This window comes from Bacteroides sp. OM05-12, assembly GCF_003438995.1.
GTDB lineage: Bacteria > Bacteroidota > Bacteroidia > Bacteroidales > Bacteroidaceae > Bacteroides.
In genome coordinates, this window is the sequence record NZ_QSUN01000004.1 from 213,653 (window position 1) to 238,194 (window position 24,542).

Here is a 24,542-nt window from a genome sequence, read left to right on the forward strand (position 1 = left end):
AACAAATGTAGTTACTAAAGGAATAACCACTGGCAATAAAACGGGAATAAAACCAAAACAAAACCCATACAAAGTTGAGACAAACACGTTCCAGACATATAGGAAGAGCTTTCTCAAAAAAAAGCAAGAAAGATTCTAACTTCATTTTCTTGTTTTACTATTCCATAATTCGATCATTTTACACTCTCACCGTTATTAAAATAAACATCTCTATAAATAACCGGACGCTCCCTTAAGAATAACATAATCGATACCGACAACTAATATTTCTGTTCAGTACTTTCACAGCGAAAGAGGTACTGCATCAGCAAAGAAGATGTACTGTATTCAGCAAGGAGACGTAGGGTATCTTTTTATTCTCAAGATTAATGTTTTATCAGCTACAAAAAGCGCGACAAATTTTCAGCACACATAAGGGCGATTAATGTCACAAGTTTTCTTATTTAGACCTTATTTTTATGTAATCTACTGATAATGAGCTCCGCGACAAAAATTTAGTAGGGGGTATAAAATTCTTAATAAAAAAGAGCATGCAGACCGAAAAGTTCATCCCCCTTTAGTCTGCATGGCTCAGTAATTACACTGCTTCAATTATATTCTCTTACTAAACTTTCCGGATTAATCTTACTCCCAAAAGGAATAAAGGTAAAACTATAATTCATCGGGACATTCGGTTTTACCTGATATTGTTCATGTGGCATTAACCCCCAAGCGTTATCACCACCGATACCTGTCATTCTGTAATCAATAAATAAGTCTACCAACTTCTGTGGCACGGCATCATACATATGGCGTTGTTCGGGATGAGCTAAACGGGCACGTCCGTCATCTCTTCCCTCACCACTATCCAACATTTCCATTGGGTAATTGGATACATTCATCTCAAGCGCATTATCGGCAACAACCAACAAACCTGCCCCTTTCTTATTCTCTAAAGCAAACCATCTGACATCCGTACGATGGTTATTTTCTTGCGGACGAATATAATCTTCATACAAATCACTTACTTTACATGAATATTTATCAATAAAACAAGATGTTTTTCTATCGCTGTAATTTTCCCATGGACCACGTCCATAATATGTCAACTGGCTAAACTCAACAGGCAATTGCATTCGTAACCCTACACGTGGAATGAATGGAAAATCCGCATTGCCCGTGACAATATCATTATCTACTTTAACAGCACCATTATCAAACACTTTATAGGTAATTTTCCACTCTACAAACGGTTTTGAATAAGCGTAAACACAGGAGATTGTTCCGTTAGATTCATCAATATTTATACCCTTTACTACCGGCAGTTGTTCCGATATCTTTTTCCATTCCTTTAGCACGCTAAAATTCTTAAATCCAAAATCATTATCGGTCGGAGCTCTCCAAAAAGAAGGTCTGGGTCCATATTGCGACAAGATATATTCTTTGCCTTTATATTCATAGGACACCAATAATCCACTGGCTTTATCTACAATGACACTAAAATCCTTTCCTGAAGCCATAATTAGGTTTGCATCTTCCGTAATTTTAGCAGGAGTAATAAAAGCCGCCTTTTCTTTCTGATAAGTATTAATGGCCATTTGATCATGTGCAATCACATATCCAACCGGAATAAATGGTACGGTGTCTCTATTTTTCGCCTCAAATACAATCTGATAATCAACGGAAGAAGGAGCAGATGAAGGTAAGTTTTTCAACATAACAGTTTTCGTTTGATAGGGCTCAACATCCACAGAAAACAAGCCTTCATATATCTTTTCCCCATTACCTTTTATCGTATAAGTAAAATCATATTTATTCAAATTCGTAAAAGCAAAATCATTGTATACATCAACCGTCGCCTTTATCGGATCAAAATTCACAAAACGCACATTTTGATATACCTTTCTCATTTCTTCCGTTGCAGGTTTCACACTTCTATCGGGATAAACCAAACCATTGATACAGAATATACCATCAGAAGGAGTTCCGGCTCCACCATAATCACCACCGTATGTCCAATACTTTTTACCATCTTTCGTATGTTCCAACATTCCTTGGTCTACCCAATCCCAAATACAGCCTCCCTGAAGAATAGGATATTTATGAATTACATCCCAATAATCCTGGAAATTGCCCAAGCTATTACCCATGGCATGCGCATATTCGCATAAGATTAACGGACGGTCTGCTCTAGGATCATTGGCATACGCTTCTATCTGTGCCGGCGTGTGATACATCGGACAGAAAATATCCGTATTCCACTGCATCCATGCTTGTTCATACTGAATGGGACGTGAAGTATCCTGCTCTCTCAACCAACGATATGTCGTATAGAAACAAATCCCATTTCCGGCTTCATTCCCCAGTGACCAAATAATGACGCTTGGATGATTCTTATCACGTTCATAAAGATTCATTGTACGTGACAGATGAGCATCTATAAAATCCGGATTATTTCCCAAAGTTCCTCCTTTACGTAAATCATACCACATACCATGTGATTCTATATTGGCTTCATCTATCACATAAATCCCGTACTCATCACACAATTCATAAAAGCGCTCTTGTTGCGGATAATGAGAGGTACGAACCGTATTCACATTATACCGTTTAAACAATTCAAAGTCTTTCCTCATTAACTCTTCCTGTACATAATGCCCCGTAATTTCATCATGCTCATGCAGATTCACTCCCTTAATCAGAATAGGTTGTCCATTCACCAATAATCTACGATCTTTTATCTCAATCGTACGAAATCCGATTTTTGTTGCTGTTGCTTCTAAAATCTCTCCTGAGGCATCTTTCAATGTTAACAACAATGTATATAAATTAGGCGTTTCGGCTGTCCAGTGCTGAACATCAGTTAACCGACAAACCGGGAAAGCAATAACCGCACTGTCTTGTACAGTATTAAATTTCTTTTGTGATGAAACAATCTCCTTTCCATTCCCACCAATTATCTTATAGCTCACACTTCCTGAAGCCGGTTGCCCCGTCATATTATCCAAATTCACGTCCAACGAGAATAAACCGTCCTTATAGTCTTTACTTAAAGGAGTTTGCACTCGGAAATCCTGAATACGCAGTTTGGGTTGGGCATATAAATAAATATCACGTTCAAATCCTGATAAGCGCCAAAAATCCTGTCCTTCCAAATAAGTAGCATCAGATAAACGATGTATTTGTACAGCAATCACATTTTTCCCTTTATTTACATACGGAGTTATATTAAAACGAGCCGGAACTTTTGCTTCTTTATTCATCCCGACAAAAGAACCGTTAATGTAGTAATAAGCAGCTCCCTTTGCTCCATCAGAACTCAAAAAAATTTCTTTTCCATCCCAATCTCCCGACAGATTAAATTCACGGCGATATGTTCCTGTAGGATTCCAATCTTTAGGAACATAAGGAGGGTTAGGTTTATCCCAATATGGGGGAAACCCCGGAGAAATAAATTCGTACGACACATTCACATAGATAGGCACTCCAAAACCTTGACGTTCCCAATTGCCCGGAACTATAATATCCGACCATTTACCAGCATCAAAAGATGGATTCATAAAATCTCTTAGTCGTTCATCAAGCGTTTCAACATAATTAAACTTCCATTTCCCATTCAAAGAAAGATAACAAGAACCGGAAGAACGCTGGTTACGCAATGCACTTTGCTCATCTTCAAAAGAGGTGAAAGTCGCTCTTGCTGGCTCTCTGTTTATATTTGTAAGTTTAGGATTCGTGATTTCAGCGTACCGGCCCGAAGACACAGCCACACTTATTCCTGTAACAGTCAAAAAAGCCAATAACAATAGATTTTTCTTCATCTGCATTTATTAATTACGAATTATACTTTTACTGTTTTTACTTCTTTTCAGACGATAATAGATTTTGAAGCCACAACTCAAGAGAAGTAGTCAATTGATTATAATACAAGAAATTTTTATTCATTCCCCAACCATGACCACCTGTAGGATAAATATGTAACTCACAGGGAACATGATGTTTTTTTAGAGCTAAATAATAACCAATACTATTAACAGAAGATACAATATTGTCATCATCACTCAAAGCTATAAAAGCCATAGGCGTTTCTTCTGTTACCCACTTTTCATTTGAATAATGTTTTATCAATTCTTTTTTTGCTCTTTTACCTAATAATTCTTCTGACGAACCTTTATGCATTAATAAGGGATTCATCGTTATAACCGGATACAATAAAATCTGAAAGTCAGGACGAGTATCCGCTGCAAAATGCGTTGCAAGAGTGGAAGCAACATGACCTCCGGCAGAAGATCCCATAATTCCCACTTTACCCGGATTTATATTCCATTCCTTAGCATAATCTCTAACTAGTCTGATAGCTTGTTCTGCATCTATTAAAGGGATACCGGATTTACCATCCGGCAATCTATATTTCAAAACAATACAAGCAATCCCCCTCTCATTAAACCATGGAGCATACGCATATCCTTCTTTATCCATTTCTAAATAACGATAGCCACCACCAGGGCAAACGATTACAGCTCCTCCATTAGGGTTTTCAGGAAGATAAACACGAATCTGTACTCCACTCCCATCTATGCTTCCACCCAATGATATTTCCAGATATTCCTGCGCTGTCAACCAATGGTTACATAGCACGAAAAACATAAAAAGCAGATTTCCGATCTTAGCTATCTGATTACCCATTCTTTATCTTCTTTTACTATTTAACAGGCACAATTTTCACAAATACTACGCCATGAGATGGAACCAATGACGAAAATTCCGAATCAAATATTCCCAAATCTTCTTGCTTCCATAAATCACGAACAATTTGCTTACCTTTCAAATGAAGATCATCCCATTTCACAGATATATGTTGTGCTTCCTCTCCCAAATTAAATAATCCAACAGCCAGATTCCCGTCATTTAATGGTTTTGAAAATATATCTATCATTTTATCATCATCCTTATAGACACGACCACCTTGTATTCCGGCTATATCCTGATTAATTTCAAGAACTTCCCTATTAGTCAACAGACTCAATGTAAAATCATCCATCAAGCTCAAATCACAACCAACTAACAGTGGTGCAGACAAAATACTCCATAAAGACATATGTACATATTGTTCATCCGGAGAGAGACGGGTCGTACGTATACTGTCTCCCCAGCCCACTTTACCGACAATTAACATATCCGGATCATTCCAAGAACCGGGAGCCGCGTAAGGTTGCCATTTATTTTGCAGAAATCCAATAGTAGCCATACTACACCAGGAATCATATATATCCCCCGTCGTTCTCCACGCATTTGTCAAATCGGCCCAATCTTCGGCAAGTTCAAAAGGTGCCGCATTAGATATTGTAAACACAATATCCCTACCCGACTTCTTTAATTGTCGCGCCATTTCCGTTGTATTCTCTATATCATTTGTTACCCAATCATATTTCAAATAATCAAATCCCCATTCAGCCCATTGTTTTACATCATTTTTAGTAAAAGAATATTTTCCTACCCTACGAGATGAATTAATAACTTTTCCATCCGGAGTATCCGCACTTCCTCCAACATAACCGGCAAATGTTTGCACCCACGGAGACGAATAAATACCTATTTTCAAACCTTTACTATGAACATAATCAACCAAGGCTTTCATATCCGGAAATTTTTCATTTGGCATAACCGCATTATATTTACCACCACGCTGTCCTTGCCAGCCATCATCTATATTGATATAAGCATATCCATAATTAGTCAAGCCTAAGTCGACCATTGCATCGGCCATTTTACGTATCTTCTCATCACTGATATCAGCGCCAAAAACGTTCCAACTATTCCATCCCATTGGAGGAGTCAACGCTAACTTATCACCAATTTCGAAAATAATTTCTCTACAATCCGTTCCATGGACATTCGTAGCCGTCACCTTCATGTTGTAAACACCTGCTACATCTATTTTACCAGTAACAATACCCGTTGATGAATCAAGTGATAAGCCTGAAGGTAAATCAGCAATAGTAAAGTTCATCGGTCGCTCTCCTGAAACCGGAATCGTAAATAAAATAGAATTTCCGGGACAGGCACCATATCTATAAGGTGCATTAATGAGAGGAATAACGGGAGCTTTGGGCGTTCGTATGTAATCTGCCTCACGTTTTCTCTGTACCGTATAAGGAGCTTTACCTACAAATTCAAATTTTGCATTCACCCAATCTGCACGATCTCCAACAATTCCATCTCCTGCATGATCTGTACGGAGGATAAGAGAACTTATTCCTTTAAGAGAAACAGTTACTCTTTTCGCCTTATCCCCACCGTGCATAATCCCACTACGCCATAAAATATGACCATCACCAATCACAACAAATTCAACCGAACTCTGTTTTAACTCACCTTCCGGTGCTGAATCATCAACTCCCACTAGTGCTTCAAAAAAATTTGTTTTTCCATCAAGTTGTACCCTTATCACACCGAAAGCATGAGTTCCAATTCCACGTGCAAATGTATCCGACGCTATCACTAATGGCGTTCTCCACATTGATTGATTTGCACGAGTAATTCCCGTTGCTTGATCTGCATTGGACAAATCAAGTTCATCTAACCAAACTGTTCTCGACTTGGTACAAGAGAAAAATAACAAAATGAATAAAGAAAATAGAGGTAAGAATTTCATAGTACAATTATTAAAGAAAGAATAATGCCCATATCTTATTTAATAGGGCAGGATATATAACTACTCCTGCCCCAAAATTAGCAATAGACTATTTTATAATTTTAAAGTTTTCAGCATCTTTCACCTGTACCAAGTATACTCCGGAGATCAAATTTCCTAAATTAATAGGAGTGCCCCTATAATTTGTTGTTGCAACCTTACGCCCACTCAAATCATAAATAGTAACGTCAGTGTTAATATCAACACCTGTTAATGTCAACTCATCATTAGCAAAAAGATATTTAATTTCAGCAATTTCTTTTGTAGAAATACTTGTTGCTGCCATTCCCTTAAAGTTCATCTCCCCATATTTTGAATTACGTTTCCAGGCAAAGAAATCATCACCAGACCAACCCAAGATTACTTTACGACCATTTGCATAGTCTACACAATCAGCTCCTTCCAAATCAAAAAATATCTTTTGACCTTCAACAAGTTTATCATCATAGTAGTCATCGGAAATTACAATATCCCAGCTTAACATTACTTCAACATTATAACCTCCTTCTACTTGTTTAGTCACATACTTATAACCGGAGATTTTACCATCTATAATATTCTCTTTCACATATCCGGTACCGGATGCATAACTGTCACTCCCAACAGAAATACGTAATTGAGATTCACTTAGATCCGGCTTTAAACCCGGTAAATAAGAAACATCAGCAGATCCCCGTTCGTCTATCGGGCTAAAATATAATTCTATATTGTCAACATTAGTATCACCTGTCATCTGCTCTTTATCATAAGGAATATAAGTATTATCCTTTACTTTAATAAACAAATACAAATAGTCATTATCATATACTGCTTTATACGAAAGAGCATAGCCTGTCGGGTTTTCACCTTCTCCCGGATTATTAGCCAAAATTCTATCGGCTGTCTGCTCTATAACATCACTAGAAGACCAAATATCTTCATTATCAACTCCATCTATCGTAATCTCAGCATCCGTCTTATAAATATCCATTGTTTTATAATCCTCGAAATAAGTCGGGTCCTGAGCCATAGAATAATTAGATAAACCTAATAACATTGCTGTTAATACAACAAAAGTACTTTTACTTTTCATAATTTTATTATTTAAAATTAAACAATATACCGGGGCATTACACCCCGAAAAATAATTTATTAATATCCACTATTTTGCAACAAAACATCCATGCCTACAATTTGCCGTTCAGATAAAGGAATTGGCAAACGATGATGTTTCATAGGATCAAAGCCACGTGATTTACACAGTTCTTCCGCCAAATTCAAACGTAAATAATCAAACCACAAATGACCTTCCAAACAGAGTTCTTTTTCTCTTTCGGAAACTAAAGCAGTCATAAAATCGCCCGAAGTAAAATCAACCAATGATGGAACGTCAATAGCATACCCCCATGCACGTCTTCTTACTTTATTCATATATTCAATTGCTTTAGACTCATCACCACAACGATAGCACGCTTCTGCATATTGAAGGTACATGTCCCCTAAACGGAAAACACGCTGATTAATAGAATTGAAGCCATCAAAACCCGGTAAACCTTCTGCTGTCCAACTATCTACTGAATTATAAGGTATATACTTCTTAAATCCATAATAATTAGTAGTATATGTATAAGTATCTCGACCATCCCAGTGATTGGAAAGACTATCCCTATTCGGGACATAGAAAGAATCATACATACGCGGATCATTATCCTTTTCTGCTGCAGTAGAAATTACTTTTACATATTTACTATCTATCGTCCCCCAATATACATCATCTTCTTTTATATCAAAATTACGTATACCTTCTGCTTTCATTTGCTCATTAATCTCTACTGCCAATTCATCCCAATTTCCTGTATAAGAGCTAAAAAAATCGTTTCGTGTAGTATATCTTTGACCTACAGTTTGATTATAAGCTTTTTCTGCTACCAAAGTCAAAGCCCTACGAGGGTTCTTCAGTTTTATATAATTCTCCGGATGCGCAATAATATCATCATAGGTAATCTGTTCCAACAAAAAACCGCCACTAAACTTATCTACATACTGTTGTGATACATTAACAGTACCCCAATGTTTTGGATCCGGTCCAAAACTTCTCCACATATATGAAGCTAATACTATATCCGATGTAATTGTTTGAAATTGGACTTCAAAGATTGATTCTGAATTATTTTCATGATCAATATCGAAATTCCATGCGTACTTCTCAGCTAATTGATAGCCACCAATAGCCATTGATTTCTCAAACCAATCTTTAGCTTTATCATACTCTTTCAAATACATATAAACCTGTCCCAAATAACCAGCCGCAGCACCTTTAGTAACAGCACCAAGTTTTTCTGCATTCCATGAAGCCGGAAGCAAATTATAAGCGGTTTCAAAATCTTTAATAATTTCACCCCAACATTCTCCTAAAGTATTACGGGATTTCAATAATTGATCTTTAGAAACGACCAAAGTATCCACGATAGGTACACCTAATTCTTCCGGTTTATATTCAGGATGTGAAGGCAGCTTATCACCAAAAGAACGAGTCAGGTAAAAATATCCTAAACCACGTAGAAAATTACATTCTCCAATCATTTGATCTAATTGTTGATTTTCTGACTCTACCAAAGTGCCACTGTTACGCAACCGGTATATTTTTGAACAAGCATCATTGGATGAAGCAACTAACGAATATAAGTTCTTCCAATAAGTTGCCACCCAAATGGAACCATCAAAATAGCCAAAATTCACTAATGGTTTAAGAACTTCATCAGCAGCTCTATATTCCAACTCATTTGTTGCGAAATCTAAATAATAATAAATTCTTGCACGGAACAAATTCAATCCGTATAATCCAGAATAAGCTCCATTTACAGCAGACTGAGCATTATCTACAGACATAATAAAATCATCAGCAGGTATCCCGCTATAATTTTCGATATCTAAAAAGTCTTCACACGAAACAGAAAGACCCAAAAGAATAGCCAATGTTGTTATCTTAATATATGCTTTCATTTAAACTAAGATTTTAGTAAATTAAAAATCAATTTGAACACCACACAATACAGACTTGCTCTGAGGATAAATACCTGAATCAATACCGTAAGCCGTATTACTATTAGTTGCGAATTCCGGATCAAACCCCTCATATTTTGTAAATGTCAAAAGATTTTGTCCCGAAACATAGAATCGACATTTTGAGATAAAAGTTTTATCTAACCATTTCTTAGGCAAACTAACTCCCAATTGAATATTCTTCATTCTTAGATAAGAACCATCTTCAATATACCAAGATGAAGCCTTTCCTTCATTTTGATTAGGGTCAGCAGAACTCATTCTAAAATTTTTATTGGTGCTTCCAGGTCCGGTCCAACGATTCAGTGCATAAGTTGTTGTATTATAATCAGCAAAGAATGTATGTGTCTTAGTCCTGAAATCATTAAAAATCTCATTCCCCTGTACTCCTTGAAAAAACACACTAAAATCTAAAAACTTATAATTACAACTTAGATTAATACCATAAGTGAAGTCCGGCCAAGGATCCCCCACATTCGTTATATCTTTCGAATCTATATGTCCATCGCCATTAGTATCTCTAAAAATTAAATCACCGAGACCAGTGCCTGTTTCCTGGTAAGCATTCCAACCTAAATCTTTAGCTTTCTGATTATAAGCATCAACTTCTTCTTGTGTTTGGAATACACCTATGGCATCATACCCAAAGAATGTCCCCATCGGCAATCCTTTTTGTGTATAGGAAACATTTGCTCCACCACGTAAAACGCTCCCCGAGATCAAAATATCATTTGTCTCATTCGTCCCTAAAACTTCATTTTTAAAGAATCCCAAGTTTCCATTAATTGAATAATTGAAATCCTTTCCTATGTTATTACGATAAGTAATTTCGAAATCACATCCTATATTTCTAATTTTACCAACATTCATTGTATAAGGAGGAGTCTGGGTTATGTTCTCGCCTTTTCCCATACCAACCATACTCGGTAAAGTACTTTTAAATAATGCATCCGTAGTATTCTTAACATACCAATCAAATGAGAATGTCAATGCATTCCTTAACAAAGCAACGTCTAAACCAATATTTGTCGTTGAGATTTCCTCCCACTTAATGTTCTCATTCGCCAAATAGTCTAGTCTTATACCTGTTACTGAATTCTGACCGGAACCAAGCGTATAATTAGCATAAGGAGTGATATAATTCGAAGTATATAAGAATTGAGGAATTCCAGAATTACCCAATACACCCCAAGATGCACGTACTTTCAAACCGGACAACCAATCCCAATGTCTTTCAGTAATAAATTTCTCATCACTAATTCTCCATGCAGCAGAAAATGAAGGAAATGTCCCCCAACGATTTTTAGGTCCGAAACGATCGTATCCATCCCGTCTGACCAATGCCATAAACAAGTATTTATCTTTATAACTATAATTTACACGTCCAAAATAAGATAAAGATGCATTGTTACTATAGCCGTCTTGGATCGTTCTATTTTCCGGATCAGCCAAAGATATTTGATAGATATCTCCTAACATATTGGCAGCATACGCATTCAATTTAGTTCCATAAGATTTCTGACCTTCAGCACCCAACATTATGGCAAGTGAATGTTTTTCATTAAATACTTTATTATAATTTGCTACTATTTGTCCTGTGAATCCATAACCACGATCCAAATTTTGTGAAACAGAAGCAGTCATCTGCTTTTTCTGAGCATGATACTGATATTTTTCACGCTCAACATGAGCACTTCCCATACCAACACCACCAGCAAAAGTCGCAGTAATAGAAAAATCTTTTATTGGTTGGATCTTAACAAATACATTCCCATTTAAATTGAACTTATCATTTTTAATATGCGTAGATAATTCATCTGCCAATAAATTACTCCCATCATAACCCTCCAACATTTCTTTGATTGTAGTCGGACTACCTGTAATCGGATCAATTATAGTAGAACCATCGGCGTTTGTTTTTGGAAAATATCCGTAACCTCCCGGTTGATTTGTTGCATCATAAGGCATCATAAAAGGAAGAGTACGCATATAATTATTCAAATAATCAGCATTTGAATTTGGATTATCTTCTGTATATGTCAATTGTAATGATTCTCCAAAAGATAACCATTTAGTAACCTTTACATCTGAATTCAAACGGAAAGAGTAACGTTTAAAATCAGTATCTACATAAGTCCCTTTTTCATTATAATAATTAAATGATGCATAATAATTATAGTCGTCCGTACCTTTAGTAAAAGACAAATCATAATTTTGAGTCAATCCTTGAGAAAAGATTTGATCCTTCCAGTTATAATCAGTATTAGTAGGTTCATAATCCAGTCCATATGCATATGCATTCTTAGTTGTTGATTCGCCATTGATAACAAGCGGATAGAGCGGATAATTGTGCATATCCGCATCTGTCATTTTACCATGACCGTTCCAATCTTCAATTTTTAAACGTTTTAATTGTTGTGAATTAAGCATATCCGGAAGGTTTGTAGGATTATTAAATCCAACATAAGCATTAAAACTTATTTTACCTTCTCCCTTCTTTCCTCTTTTTGTCGTTACTATAACTACACCATTCGCCGCAGCGGCACCATAAATTGCAGCAGCAGAAGCATCTCGCAATATCTCAACGGATTCGGCATCATTCATATTAAATTCAGTACCCGGACTTTGAGCTACACCATCAATAATCCATAAAGGTCCACTGCCATTAAATGAACCAACACCACGAATTTTGATATCCGCAGTTTCACCTGGCTTACCACTTTTCTTCGAAATGAACACCCCAGGAACCTTCCCCTGCAATGCAACTTCAATACCTGCAGCAGGAGTATTACTAAGTTCCGAAGCTTTTACAGAAGATACAGCACCTGTCAGATCACTCTTCTTCACTGTACCATAACCAATAACCACCACTTCGTCTAACGTCTCAGCATCTTCAGTCAATATCACTTTCAGATAGTTATAATTATCAACAACTATATTCTTTGTTTTATAACCAATATAACTAAATGATAGATTTGACTTTAAAGGAACATTGATTGAGAAATTCCCATCAATATCGGTAACTGTCCCCGTAGCCATTGTCAAGTTACCATCTTTTAATACAATACTTACCCCAATAAGAGGTTCACCTTGACTAGAGGTCACAATACCCTTTAAAACAGAAGATTGGGCATTTACAAAATCCATACCATATATTATTACGGTAAGGAAAAGAATTAATTTCCTGAAATAGTTTTCCATATTATTAAATTAATATTCATTATCACTAATCTAGCAGAATTAAAAGAATGTCAATAATTTTATACTGTTAACGAATACGTGCAAAGATAAAGCGGTAAACTCCATCCGCAGGCATCAAAACAAAGACAAAATAAAGACAAAAATGGAATAAAACTGGGATAAAAGCATGTAGAACACCTTATAGCTAATATTTTATTAATTAAGCAACATCTAAATCTTTTTTTATTCTTCAACCAACAAAAATATTTATCCTTTAATACACCCGGCAAATATATATTTTACAATATAATTTAAAGATAGAAAAAAGGTTAAATCTAAAGTAAACTATAAAAAAGATATGCTCACTAGAAAAAAAGATTATGATTATTTGCCTTCTCAAATAAATCCGGTATATTTGTGAACATGTATTAAAGACATTCATATTAAAAAGATTTTTTAATGTACGGATTTGAATCTTTTTTAAATATATAATTAAGAAATGACGACTTCTAAAAAAGATTATACAAAAAACATTATTGAAGAATATAATATCCGTTTGCAATCATGGGGAAACTCTGATTCATGGGGACTAACGGAATTTAAGATGCTTGAAGATTTAATCTATGAGGCATCAAATATGCGAATCAATGCTAACACATTAAAACGTTTCTTTCAACAAAAGACTTCCAACCCACAAGTTGCAACTTACAATGCTTTATGTATGTTTCTCGGCTATGCAAGTTATGCAGAATTTATTATCAAAAAGACACAGGCACCCACTAATGACAATTCAAGCATTGCAAAAAAAGAAGAGCATGAAGATAATACAACTTTAATTAATGAGAACACAGATGATAAAAAAGAAGAAACGACTCCAAAGGTATCTCCATTAAAACATTTTCCAGCCAAGAAATATTCTAAAATCAGTGTCATTTTAGTAATTCTAGGAGTTATTCTTTTCTTCACTTACAGTTATTGGAACACTTTTAAGCAGAAGTATGAAGATAAATTATTGTCTTCAATTATTTTTAAATCTGTAACGACCAAAGGCGCATCACCATTCACAACCAAAATAGAATACAACATTCCCGAACAATTGATAGACAGTATGTATATAATGTGTATTGAAGCCAATGGTGACCGTTCCAAACGTAAATTATCAAAAGATAAACAGGAAATATACGCTTCTTTCATTTACCCCGGTAAAGGGCTATGCCAATTAATTTATAAAGGAAAAGTAATAAATAGCGTTGAAGTAGAGTCACGTACACCAGGTTGGTCTGTTTACTTGAAAGAAGAAAGAAGTGACTACTATCTCTCCCTACCTTTTAATTGCACTAATACAGATAATAATTATCTTACCCTGCCTTTAAAAGAAATACCTAAAGATGCTATTACAGATAAACTCTTCGTCAGCTATACTTATTATCAAGATAGTATTATAGATGGGGATAACTTCATTTTCGAAGCACGGGTTCGTAATTCTACAACAGAAGATAACGGAGTTCCTTGCAACGACATCATGATGTATATATTTTCCGATACCGGTCTACACGGATTTGCTCTAAACGAAAATTGTTACTCGTACCTCAAATTCATTAGCAGTGAAAATACAATTATGGGAGATCAACATGATCTTAGCCGTCTTAACTTCAACCCAGAGCAATGGCATGTTATGAAAATTGAAGTAAAAGATAAAAACACAAATTTCTATTTGGATGATAAGGTCGTAAATCAAATGAATTATAATCAGAGCCTAGGGTCAGCAAATGAATTAACATTACGTTTCAAAGGATGCGGAGCAGTAGATTATGTAAAGGTAAGAAATGATAAGAATGAACTTGTTTACGAGAAATATTTTAGAAAATCTGAATAATAAATCACTGAGTACTTAAAGACTTGCTGTCCTTACGTACTCAGACTTCCATAACTTATTTCCACACAACAACACCCCCTGGAGGAACTAGTTTTGTACCTAAGACAATTATATCCCTATCTTTAATGGGTGCATTTACTGCTTCCGATGTATAATTGACCGCAACCCAATAGCCATCCCTATATTCAACAAAGAAGTAATCCGGTAAATCTAAAATAATTGCATTATTCTCTTGATAAATCTTTCGAAGTATCCGTTTCTCCAAATCTTTATTCTTAGAAATTACTCCTATATAATATACAGCCCCCTTTCCCAAGCTTTTTTTAATAATACAAGGTTTACCTTTATAATATTGATCTGAATAAACACCCCAAATTTTAGTTCCCGGAAAGGGAGAAAGTTGATCTCCCCAAACATTCCAAGTATAATCTCCACCATCAAAAAAGACATTAGCTTCTTCGTCCGGAGATAATTGATCAAAACAATCAACTTTAGCTCCAATTAATTCCCATATAGGTTGCTGCAAAAGAGCCTCCCAAAGATGTGAATTATTATCTTTCATACCGCTACGAGTAGTTAATATCAAATGCCCGCCATCTTCTACATACTTTTTCCATTTCAAAATCAACTCATTATCTACCATCTCATAGGCGGGAGCAATCATAAATGGATATTTTATCACATCAAAGTTATCAGATTCCTGGATGAAAGTAATAGGGACACCCATCGTTTTCAATTTCTGATAGTATGTGTAATAATGTTCCCAAGTATCCCATTGCTGTGTCAATTTAACGGTTTCTAAAGACATTAAATTATCTTGTTTCCATAAAAAAGCTGTAGAACGCGACTGTAACTCTATTGGAATTTCGCTCTTCCTCTCCGCTTCGAGAGATAATTTCTTAATCTCCTTAATTGCCGTAACGAATTCTTCTCCTCCGGGAGAAAGAGTTACGCCATCCGGTTCCATTATTCCCTTATGAAATTGCTCTGCGCCGAATAATGGTTGACGAAAGCGATAGGTACATACAAACTTATCCCCTAATCCAAAACTATGCCATATCCACATCCTCACAGCACCGGGCAATGGTTGCGAGTTCCAAGCTCCCCAATCAATTTGTCCCGGTTGCAATTCCATAATACCTGTATATCCTTTTATCGAGCGAGCTAATTCACTTGAAAAAGATAGTTCCATGCCACTTCCTAAACGATTTGCCAAATTTCCTTTTGGATAATCTAAACTTGTACTTAACAAATACATTGTATGTGAAGCAAAATCCAAATCTTGACGACTTCTAAACAAATCGACAGAAGGTAAAAACTTATAGTACGCAAAGTTAGTTGTAATCCACTGTTTGGATGATATTTTATTTCTCAACACTTCAGACTGAAAACGAAGTGCAGCAGCAATCGCATCAGCCGAATATCTCTTAAAGTCAATCTTTGCGTGTGGATTGTTGTTATGTTCTTTAGGATTTGGTAAGTCTATCTGTTCAAAATCATTAAACTCATAGCTCCAAAAAGCTGCTCCCCATGCTTTATTCAAATTCTCAATAGTAGTATATTTATTTTTCAACCATCTTTGAAATTGTCCTTTTACAAACGGAGAATAGTCATAAAGGCCCTCATAATGCGGTTCATTATCAAGTTGCCATCCACAAATAACAGAAGAACTCCCATAGTGTTCCGCCATTTTCTCTATGATACGTTTTACATAATACTGATAAATAGGATTCATACCATTTACATTTAAACGCATACCATGTTTCACTTGAAATCCATCTTCCGTAACTATCAAGATTTCCGGATGCTTTTCTGTCAACCATGCCGGAGGGGTTGGTGAAGGCGTACACATGATTACCTTTAAACTATACTTATCGGCTAATGCAACACATCTATCCAACCATGTGAAATCAAATTGTCCCTCTTTCGGTTCTAAACGAGACCAAGCAAATTCGGCAAAATGAGTAAAGCCAAACCCCAATTCTGCTATTCTCTTTATATCCCGTTCCCATTGTTTCTCAGACCAATGTTCAGGATAATAGTATGCACCTACCGGCATAAGAGAATTCTCCTGTGAATGAATCAAATCTTGCGAAAATATATCCAGGCAAATGAAGCCTATAATCAAAAATGAGAGAATCTTTCTTTCCATAATTACTATTTCAAATTATAATGATGACTAACAGTTATCTTACGATTAGAATCCTTTTCTATTAATATAATCCTTCCTTGTTCCATTTTTATTCGGGATATTCCAATAAAATCATGAGGAATGTGAACTTGAAAACAAATAAAAGTCTTCTCAAAATGTTCCAATGCATCTAAATAAATGAAAGAGTTGACTCCATGAAACCTTGTATCATAAGCCAACAAATCCTGGTAAGAAAGACCTATTCCTGTTGTCCCAAACTCCAGTCCTTTAGCCCACGGTTTACCGTTCTTCATTTCATGCCAAAGATTAAGCCAAGGATATTCTTTTGTCTGCCAAATATAACCTATAAGTAAACCATTCTGTGGATTTGCAGCCGTAACCCAACCGATACTATCATTAAATAGGTGTGTCGACACATAACTTTGCCGTGTATCTGTTCTTGTTAAATCAATCCTGCTGCCTAATGTATCAATTATGGCCGTAGGCCATTTATATTCATATTTATGAGGATCAGGATACGATAAGTGTTGCATAAAACCTTGAGATGCATTACTATCAATGATAGTAGATACTGCCAAGAAAGGAGAACCAAGAGTAGCATGTTGTACAATATTAAATAACCTACCTACCGTAAACGTACTTTCAACGTTATCCGTCACTTTAAAAACAGCATTTTCTTTATCAAATTGAACTTTCCGCTCTACCTTTATTCCATCCAAAGATGCATTGGAACGGATAATCAATACTGAATCTCCTTTCGATAAAATTAATTTCCACAACTTATTCCCAGCTTCGCCATTATGAGGAATATGTGCCTTCATTTCTCCATTTGTAGGTGCTCCCCATCTACCCAAACACATAAAATGTCCTTGGAAACGTGCACCTTGCCTATTATTCTCCGGCATTTCATTAGTCGGAAGATACCAAGAGTAGGGATTATCCGATTGCTTGGACAATCGAAAATCAATAAAAGCACCTCCAAGCAAATCCATAGACAAATATTTCCCTTCCGGATTTCCTAAAGTCAGGATATGATCTTTTGCTAAAAGTGAATAAGCATATAACAAAAATCCTATCAATAAAACTATTTTCCGATGTAAAATCATAATATTATTCTTTGTTTGTCATAACCAAAGGTACATATAAAATATAGTATTTAAAAGAGTGAAATGCCGGATATACACCAACACCATCAACTAGTTACAACTGGTTTACAGACAGTTACATACATAATTAAGTCTTTTAATCCAACTTTGTCTGCACTTTGTCTCAACTTTATATCTATTTTCTTCCTACTGTTTGGCTTTATAACATCTATTTTTGCTTTCAGAATATTGCAACCGCAAATTGACAATACGAAGTAACATATAACTATAACTTTAAAATTTCTACATTATGAAAAACTTATCTTCACTTTTAAAACATTACATAGGAGTATTTATACTCTTATTTTGTGGAGGCTACATAACGGCCCAACAAGTCACAATAACTATTACAGAGAGAGACTCTGAATTTCAAAGTATTAAAAAAGCATTGTTGCAAACATATAATGATGAAGAGATAGCAAATATTACTAATTTAAAAATCAAATGCGAGAATTCTATCTATCTTGGGCCTGATGATTTTAGTTTTTTAAATACAATGAGTAGTCTCACATATTTAGATTTATCAGAGGCACTAGTAGAATCAGCAAACAATAAAAAAAATAATATTTTCCCTGGAAGATTAGCCAATAATACCACGATTTCCCAATTAATCTTACCTAATTTATTAGAATCTATTGATAGAAATGCTCTTTTAAATAGCTCAATTTCCGGAATACTAATTATACCGGAAGGCGTAAGATCAATTGGCAGATATGCTTTTCAAAACACAAAAAATCTAGAAGTTATAATTCTGCCTACAACTCTAGATACCTACATAGATAAAGTTAACAACATTGAGATCAGCACATTCAATGGTTGTACAAATCTAAAACAAATCATTTTTAAGGGAAATATTCCAAGCCAAATAGGAAAAGATGCTTTTACTCCTAATACAGATATAAAGATTGGAGTCCCAACCGACTATCTTGAAGCCTATAAAGCCAGTGAAATATTCTCTCCTTATTTTACTCCGGAACAGTTTGTTGCATACCAAAATATTACACTCGTAAATGGTGCCAGCAGTCAACAAGGAAATGTCGCTATCCCAGGATCTAGTGTAACTGTAAAAGCGGAAACAATCCTCAATAAAACTTTCAAAGAATGGAAATCTGTACCTGAAGTAACCTTTACAGACATCAATAGCCCTACAACAGTATTTACTATGCCTCAAAAAGATATTGTTATAACAGCTATCTACAACGAAGATACTCCAAAGGCTATTAACATAGAGGGAGGTGAAGCATCTATAAATGGGACAAAGGTTACAGAAGCAATGGTCGGTTCGATAATAACGATTACAGCAAATAATGGTGATTTTCTAAATTGGGAATCAGAGGATGTCACGTTTACTACTAATAATAACACAACAACATTTGTTATGCCTAATAACGAAGTAAACATAAAGGCTAATTTCTACGTTGAGATAGGCGAAGTCGTAACTTTAACAACAGAGAAACAGAACATTTCAGACTGGTTTGATTCTGAAACATTACAAAGTATAACAAGACTCACAATTATATCTGATGGAGCTCCATTAAATGACAGTGATTTTGCCATAATAAATCAAATGTCCAAACTTGAAGAACTAAATATTGAGAAACTTTCCAATACGACCATTCCGGCTAATGCCTTTAATGGAAACAAAACAATTAAAACGATTAAGTTACCTGCACAATTAGTAAATATTGGCGGAGGTGCTTTTTCTAATTGTTCTTTAGAAGGTATTATTGAACTTCCAGCCTCATTAAACAATGGTAATGTAGCTAATAGCCGTTTTGCTAACACTCAGGGTATCATCGGTTTTACATCAAAGAATACAAGCAACCAAAACGGGATAAAAATAATAGATGGAGTCGTTTTCAATTATTGGGGAACTGAATTACAGCTATATCCTTGCGGAAAAATGAATGAAGAATATACAATTCCAAATCCGGAAAAATCAACTGACAATCTGAAAATAATGAATAGTGCATTTGCGGATAACCAATATTTAAAGAGATTAACCCTATCTTCTCAAACAACAGCACTACAAACTGCTGGTCGTTATAACTTAATTGCACCGGGTTCCAACAATCTTGAGGCAATTTATGTAGAAGACGGAAATCCCACATGGGGTTCTGTTGATGGAATACTATACGAAAAAGAGACGAAAACATTCGTATTATGTCCCCCTAAATTTGGAAAAGAAAAGTTGATCATTGATGGCAATTTAATAAATACTGTAGCTCTTAGCCTTGCACAGGCAACGACACTTAAAAGCGTAATCTTCACAGAAGGAGTAATAGAAATTGGTAGTTCTGTTTTTAAAGGTTTAACATCATTGGAATCTGTAGAATTTCCAGCCTCATTAAAAACATTGAAGGGCAATTCTTTTGAAAACACATCTATAACCACAGCCATCTTTAAAGGAAATAATCTTAGTACAATTGGAGGATTATGTTTCAAAAATGCAAAATTAGAAATAGTAGATCTTCCGGCATCAATCGAAGATATACAGAATGAAGGCTTCACAGGCAACAGCAATTTGGATATTCTCATATGTCGTGCAGAAAACGTACCGACAATCGGAAAAGTAACTTTTAATGGTGTAGGTTGGAGAGATAATAAAGTCAATACTCAAATTTATGTTCCGGCAAACTCTTTAAATGCATATAAAACATCAAATTGGGTAAACGGAATCGCAGAAGGATATAAAGCATTTCCCGCTGAAAATTTCATTGCATTCTATAATATTACAGCAACAGCTGCTTCTGTTCAATCGTCCATCGCTTCTGATATTTCTTTCACAAATGATGTAGTAACTATTGAAGCTCAAATTCCGGCCGGAATGAAATTCGACAAATGGACAACCACAACCGAAGGTGTTGTTTTCGCTGATGCAACCAATCCTACCACAACATTTATTATGCCGGCAAGTGATGTAGAAATTACAGCGACATATAAAGAACTTGGTACGCTAGAAAATATTGGAGACAATATTGACGCTATATTCTCTGGAAAATGGGATGAATCTGTTTTCAATGAATTTGTTCAGGCAAATGCTGCCGAGCTTACTACAATTGATTTGACAGATGTTGCCGAACTCACACAAGTTCCGGTCATCGCCAACTTAAACCCAAATTGTCTGATTTATGTGAATGAGGGTGTCACAGGCAACGAAGGACAAAATATTATCATCAAAGATGGAACTACTTACACAAGTGACAACATCATACTCTCCGAAACAAGTAATGATATTAGAAATAACAGCTTCAATAATACGCATGAGTTTACAGGAAATATTTCTTATTCACGCGATTTCAGTAATACAGCTGTTGGGAAGTTTGCCTCTATTTGCTTGCCGTTTACTCCGATAAATCACAATGAACTCGACGGGCTGGAATTTGAGGCTTTTGATAAAGTAACCGTCGAAGGAGATAAAGCCAGTCTTAATTTCATAACGATCAACACTAATGAACTGGAAGCAAATGTCCCATATATCGTAAAACTTACACAGGAAACGGGAACTATTACTTTTAAAGGTTCCTCTGTTCCTGAAACAACAATTGCTAGTTCCCCTACCTCTGAAGGTTATACTTTGAACGGGAATTTCAGATATACAGACAATGTTACTGCCTACTATTTATTACAATCCGACGGGTCCGAATTTGCAAAAGGTGCCGAAAACTCATATATCACAGCTTTCCGCGCCTACTTATCAACAGAAGACAATACAATTCGCAAATTAACGGTAACACATAATGATAATGGCGGTACAACAGAATTAAATGGGCAAGCAACAGATAAATTAAAGATCTACGCTGTAAATGACGTAATTTATATCCAGGCAGATAATGCACAATCAATCAATGTATATTCAATAGACGGACGCATTATCAAGGTCGCAGAATTAGCTATCGGAGAAAATACGATTACAGGAATTGCCAAAGGCATTTATCTGATTAATAATCAAAAAGTTGTTATCAAGTAATCACTTTAAAATAAATAATAAGCCATGAAAAATAAATATATGAAACCGGAAATAGAGATTATCAATATTTCAGTAGAAAATTCGATAATGGCATCAAGTCCTAACTCTATAGACATTAATGATGGAAAGCACAGTGGTGGACCGGCTAACTCGAAAGGCAGAAAAGATACATTTTGGGATTAAGTTTGTATAAGGTAGATTGTTTTCAGGATTTGAGAAGCTCGAAATTATAATGATTTCGGGCTTTTCATTTTTCATAAGTCATCCAAAGCCAGGACGATACACAAGATAATTAATCCAACTTTTGGGATGCAGTTCATACAAAAAGCACCTTCACTGTACTATCTTATATACCAGATACTTATCTTTAAACAGTGAAGAGGTGAAAGCAGTTTCAACTAAAACTAAAAACGCTTAAAGGGGCGTTGCCGATCGCCTAAGGGAGCGTTAGCAATCGCTCAAGGGGGCATCGGCTAACGCTCCCTTAGGTGTAAGGCGATGCTCCCTTAGGCGATTGCTCCATTTTTATACAGGTATTAAAAACGTCCTTATGTTTATAAATAAAGGACCGTACGATTGAAGCCAAACGTACGGTCCTCTGATTACAAACTCCTATCGTTTGCAAACAATCGACCGTATGTAGATAAAAGAGACAATAAACCTTGTAAATACAGTATTCATTCCTATTTTTTTGATAATCCCTATTTTATCCATATATTTGAAAAGTCATCAAAACATCCCGAATCAATGATTGAATTACCAGAAGCAATAACTATCGGCAAACAAGTACAAGATACACTTGTCAACCTGACTATAACAGAAGTGTTAGGACCTACGCATCTGCATAAATTTACCTTTTTCAACAGTGATCCTAACTTGTTTCGGGATCTATTGGTAGGAAAACAGATAAAATCAGCAGAAGGAAAAGGTATTTTCGTTGATATACGTTTAAGTGATAATACCTTTTTAAGCATTTTCGACGGCATCAATATGAAGTACGCCGGCCCAAATACCGAAATTCCCGATAAATATCAGCTTTTGATAACATTCGACAATGATACCTTTATAAGTTTCACAACCAGAATGTATGGCGGAATATATGTATTCAAGGACTCTTTTGATAACAAATACCGTACACAAAGTCTTGAAAGTATCTCTCCGCTATGTGAGGAATTTAACCAAGCCTATTTCGAGGAACTCATCTCGAAAGAAAAAAAAGACATCTCTGCCAAAGCACTTTTGGCTTCCGAACAACGCATTCCGGGAGTAGGAAATGGAGTGTTACAAGATATTCTCTTCAACGCCGGTATTCATCCGAAACGAAAAATATTCTCATTGAGCGATAGAGAGAAATCAAATCTATTCCAAGCTTTAAAAAACACTCTGCAAGCAATGACCGATGGTGGGGGAAGAGACACCGAAAGCGATTTTTTCGGGAATAAGGGAAAATATAAGACCATTCTATCAAAGAATACATACGGAATGTCCTGTCCTCACTGTAATGACAAGATACACAAGGATGCTTATATGGGAGGCTCGGTATATTTCTGTCCCACATGCCAAAAGTTATGACACAATATTGATTACTAAGAATAAATGATTACCCAACCTGCATCCTCTGATTTTGACGAGTTGCTCTCTTTATGGGAGACTTCCGTACGCAGCACTCATCACTTCCTTACAAAGGAAGATATTCTGTTTTATAAACCATTGATACGGAATGAATATTTTAAAGCAGTGGAACTATATATCATCCGGAATCCCCACACAGAAAAGATCGTCGCATTTATGGGATTAAGTCATGATAATATTGAAATGCTTTTTACTCATCCTAGCGAACAGGCCAAAGGATATGGAAAAGAGCTTATTGAATATGCCATTCATCAAAAAGGTATCCGCAAAGTCGATGTGAATGAGCAAAATGAAAAAGCACTCCGCTTTTACCTAAACAGAGGATTTGAAACAATCGGTCGGGATGCGTTTGATGCTCAGGGTAAGCCCTATCCTATTCTGCACCTTCGGCTTAAACCATTCAGATTAAGAAATGCCCTGATTGAAGATATAGATCGTCTTTATAATGTATTCGAAACGAGTATACGAAATACTTGCTACCAAGATTATACATCCCGGCAGATAGAAGCGTGGATTGGTAAAGCTACCCCCGAACGTTGGCTCGAATTACTTCAAAGTGAATTACAGTTCATTATAGTGGAAGAAACATCTTCTTTCCACATTGTGGGCTTCACTTCTATCAACACTAAAGGTTATTTGCATAGTATGTTTATAACTCCGGAATTTCAGAATAAAGGCCTCGCCTCATTATTATTACAAACAGCAGAAGAGTTTTCCCGAAAACATCAAGCTACATCTATCTTCTCTGAAGTAAGCCTCACTGCCTACCCATTCTTTAAAAAGCAAGGATTTATTACGGAGAAAAAGCAAACCGTAATTGTAAATCAGGTAGAAATGACAAACTTTGTCATGCGCAAAACTTTAAAATAAAA

At 35.7% G+C, this 24,542-nt stretch carries 13 protein-coding genes; 5 read left to right on the forward strand and 8 right to left on the reverse strand.

Going from position 1 to position 24,542, the window contains the following annotated elements:
- Positions 1–587 precede the first annotated feature (587 nt).
- The 6 genes from DXB63_RS05550 to DXB63_RS05575 all read right to left on the reverse strand — a co-directional run bounded on the left by DXB63_RS05550 (position 588) and on the right by DXB63_RS05575 (position 12,862).
- A complete protein-coding gene (locus DXB63_RS05550; RefSeq protein ID WP_122125400.1) occupies positions 588–3,806 on the reverse strand; it encodes a glycoside hydrolase family 2 TIM barrel-domain containing protein in 3,219 nt (1,072 codons plus the stop codon).
- 31 nt (positions 3,807–3,837) lie between these two features.
- Positions 3,838–4,665: an alpha/beta hydrolase gene (locus tag DXB63_RS05555; protein ID WP_122125401.1), complete on the reverse strand. Its 828-nt coding sequence runs from the start codon at positions 4,663–4,665 to the stop codon at positions 3,838–3,840.
- Between the two features lie 16 nt (positions 4,666–4,681).
- Positions 4,682–6,634, reverse strand: a complete 1,953-nt coding sequence (locus tag DXB63_RS05560; RefSeq protein WP_122125402.1) for an NPCBM/NEW2 domain-containing protein — start codon at positions 6,632–6,634, stop codon at positions 4,682–4,684.
- 88 nt (positions 6,635–6,722) lie between these two features.
- Positions 6,723–7,745, reverse strand: coding sequence for a sugar-binding protein (locus DXB63_RS05565; RefSeq protein ID WP_122125403.1), 1,023 nt, complete (start codon positions 7,743–7,745; stop codon positions 6,723–6,725).
- A gap of 59 nt (positions 7,746–7,804) precedes the next feature.
- Entirely contained in the window at positions 7,805–9,655 is a 1,851-nt protein-coding gene (locus DXB63_RS05570; RefSeq protein ID WP_122125404.1) for a RagB/SusD family nutrient uptake outer membrane protein, read from the reverse strand.
- Between the two features lie 21 nt (positions 9,656–9,676).
- Positions 9,677–12,862 carry a TonB-dependent receptor gene (locus DXB63_RS05575; protein ID WP_158563642.1) on the reverse strand — a complete coding sequence of 1,062 codons (3,186 nt, stop codon included), beginning with the start codon at positions 12,860–12,862 and terminating at the stop codon, positions 9,677–9,679.
- 532 nt (positions 12,863–13,394) lie between these two features.
- Here DXB63_RS05575 and DXB63_RS05580 point away from each other — a divergent pair.
- The gene (locus DXB63_RS05580; RefSeq protein ID WP_122125406.1) at positions 13,395–14,771 is read left to right on the forward strand and encodes a hypothetical protein; all 1,377 of its coding nucleotides are present in this window, start codon (positions 13,395–13,397) and stop codon (positions 14,769–14,771) included.
- Positions 14,772–14,826: 55 nt separating this feature from the next.
- Here the strand turns inward: DXB63_RS05580 and DXB63_RS05585 are convergent, their stop codons facing one another.
- Positions 14,827–16,923, reverse strand: a complete 2,097-nt coding sequence (locus tag DXB63_RS05585; protein ID WP_122125407.1) for a beta-galactosidase — start codon at positions 16,921–16,923, stop codon at positions 14,827–14,829.
- A 5-nt stretch (positions 16,924–16,928) separates the two neighbouring features.
- Positions 16,929–18,029 carry a hypothetical protein gene (locus DXB63_RS05590; protein WP_122125408.1) on the reverse strand — a complete coding sequence of 367 codons (1,101 nt, stop codon included), beginning with the start codon at positions 18,027–18,029 and terminating at the stop codon, positions 16,929–16,931.
- Between the two features lie 289 nt (positions 18,030–18,318).
- On the opposite strand from DXB63_RS05590, the gene DXB63_RS05595 reads away from it, so the two are divergent.
- From DXB63_RS05595 to DXB63_RS05605, 4 genes are all read left to right on the forward strand, one after another.
- Positions 18,319–22,038, forward strand: a complete 3,720-nt coding sequence (locus DXB63_RS05595; RefSeq protein ID WP_122125409.1) for a leucine-rich repeat protein — start codon at positions 18,319–18,321, stop codon at positions 22,036–22,038.
- 24 nt (positions 22,039–22,062) lie between these two features.
- Positions 22,063–22,221, forward strand: a complete 159-nt coding sequence (locus tag DXB63_RS17885; protein ID WP_158563643.1) for a hypothetical protein — start codon at positions 22,063–22,065, stop codon at positions 22,219–22,221.
- Between the two features lie 564 nt (positions 22,222–22,785).
- A complete protein-coding gene (locus tag DXB63_RS05600; protein WP_122125410.1) occupies positions 22,786–23,610 on the forward strand; it encodes an endonuclease VIII in 825 nt (274 codons plus the stop codon).
- A gap of 24 nt (positions 23,611–23,634) precedes the next feature.
- A complete protein-coding gene (locus DXB63_RS05605) occupies positions 23,635–24,540 on the forward strand; it encodes a GNAT family N-acetyltransferase (protein WP_122125411.1) in 906 nt (301 codons plus the stop codon).
- The last annotated feature ends 2 nt before the right edge of the window (positions 24,541–24,542 follow it).

What these genes read in the sequence shown, in the direction of transcription:
- DXB63_RS05560 (WP_122125402.1), bottom strand. Translation starts at nt 6,634, where the DNA reads ATGAAATTCTTACCTCTATTTTCTTTATTCATTTTGTTATTTTTCTCT.
- DXB63_RS05580 (WP_122125406.1), top strand. Translation starts at nt 13,395, where the DNA reads ATGACGACTTCTAAAAAAGATTATACAAAAAACATTATTGAAGAATAT.
- DXB63_RS05595 (WP_122125409.1), top strand. Translation starts at nt 18,319, where the DNA reads ATGAAAAACTTATCTTCACTTTTAAAACATTACATAGGAGTATTTATA.
- DXB63_RS05585 (WP_122125407.1), bottom strand. Translation starts at nt 16,923, where the DNA reads ATGGAAAGAAAGATTCTCTCATTTTTGATTATAGGCTTCATTTGCCTG.
- DXB63_RS17885 (WP_158563643.1), top strand. Translation starts at nt 22,063, where the DNA reads ATGAAAAATAAATATATGAAACCGGAAATAGAGATTATCAATATTTCA.
- DXB63_RS05600 (WP_122125410.1), top strand. Translation starts at nt 22,786, where the DNA reads ATGATTGAATTACCAGAAGCAATAACTATCGGCAAACAAGTACAAGAT.
- DXB63_RS05590 (WP_122125408.1), bottom strand. Translation starts at nt 18,029, where the DNA reads ATGATTTTACATCGGAAAATAGTTTTATTGATAGGATTTTTGTTATAT.
- DXB63_RS05570 (WP_122125404.1), bottom strand. Translation starts at nt 9,655, where the DNA reads ATGAAAGCATATATTAAGATAACAACATTGGCTATTCTTTTGGGTCTT.
- DXB63_RS05575 (WP_158563642.1), bottom strand. Translation starts at nt 12,862, where the DNA reads ATGGATTTTGTAAATGCCCAATCTTCTGTTTTAAAGGGTATTGTGACC.
- DXB63_RS05565 (WP_122125403.1), bottom strand. Translation starts at nt 7,745, where the DNA reads ATGAAAAGTAAAAGTACTTTTGTTGTATTAACAGCAATGTTATTAGGT.
- DXB63_RS05555 (WP_122125401.1), bottom strand. Translation starts at nt 4,665, where the DNA reads ATGGGTAATCAGATAGCTAAGATCGGAAATCTGCTTTTTATGTTTTTC.
- DXB63_RS05605 (WP_122125411.1), top strand. Translation starts at nt 23,635, where the DNA reads ATGATTACCCAACCTGCATCCTCTGATTTTGACGAGTTGCTCTCTTTA.
- DXB63_RS05550 (WP_122125400.1), bottom strand. Translation starts at nt 3,806, where the DNA reads ATGCAGATGAAGAAAAATCTATTGTTATTGGCTTTTTTGACTGTTACA.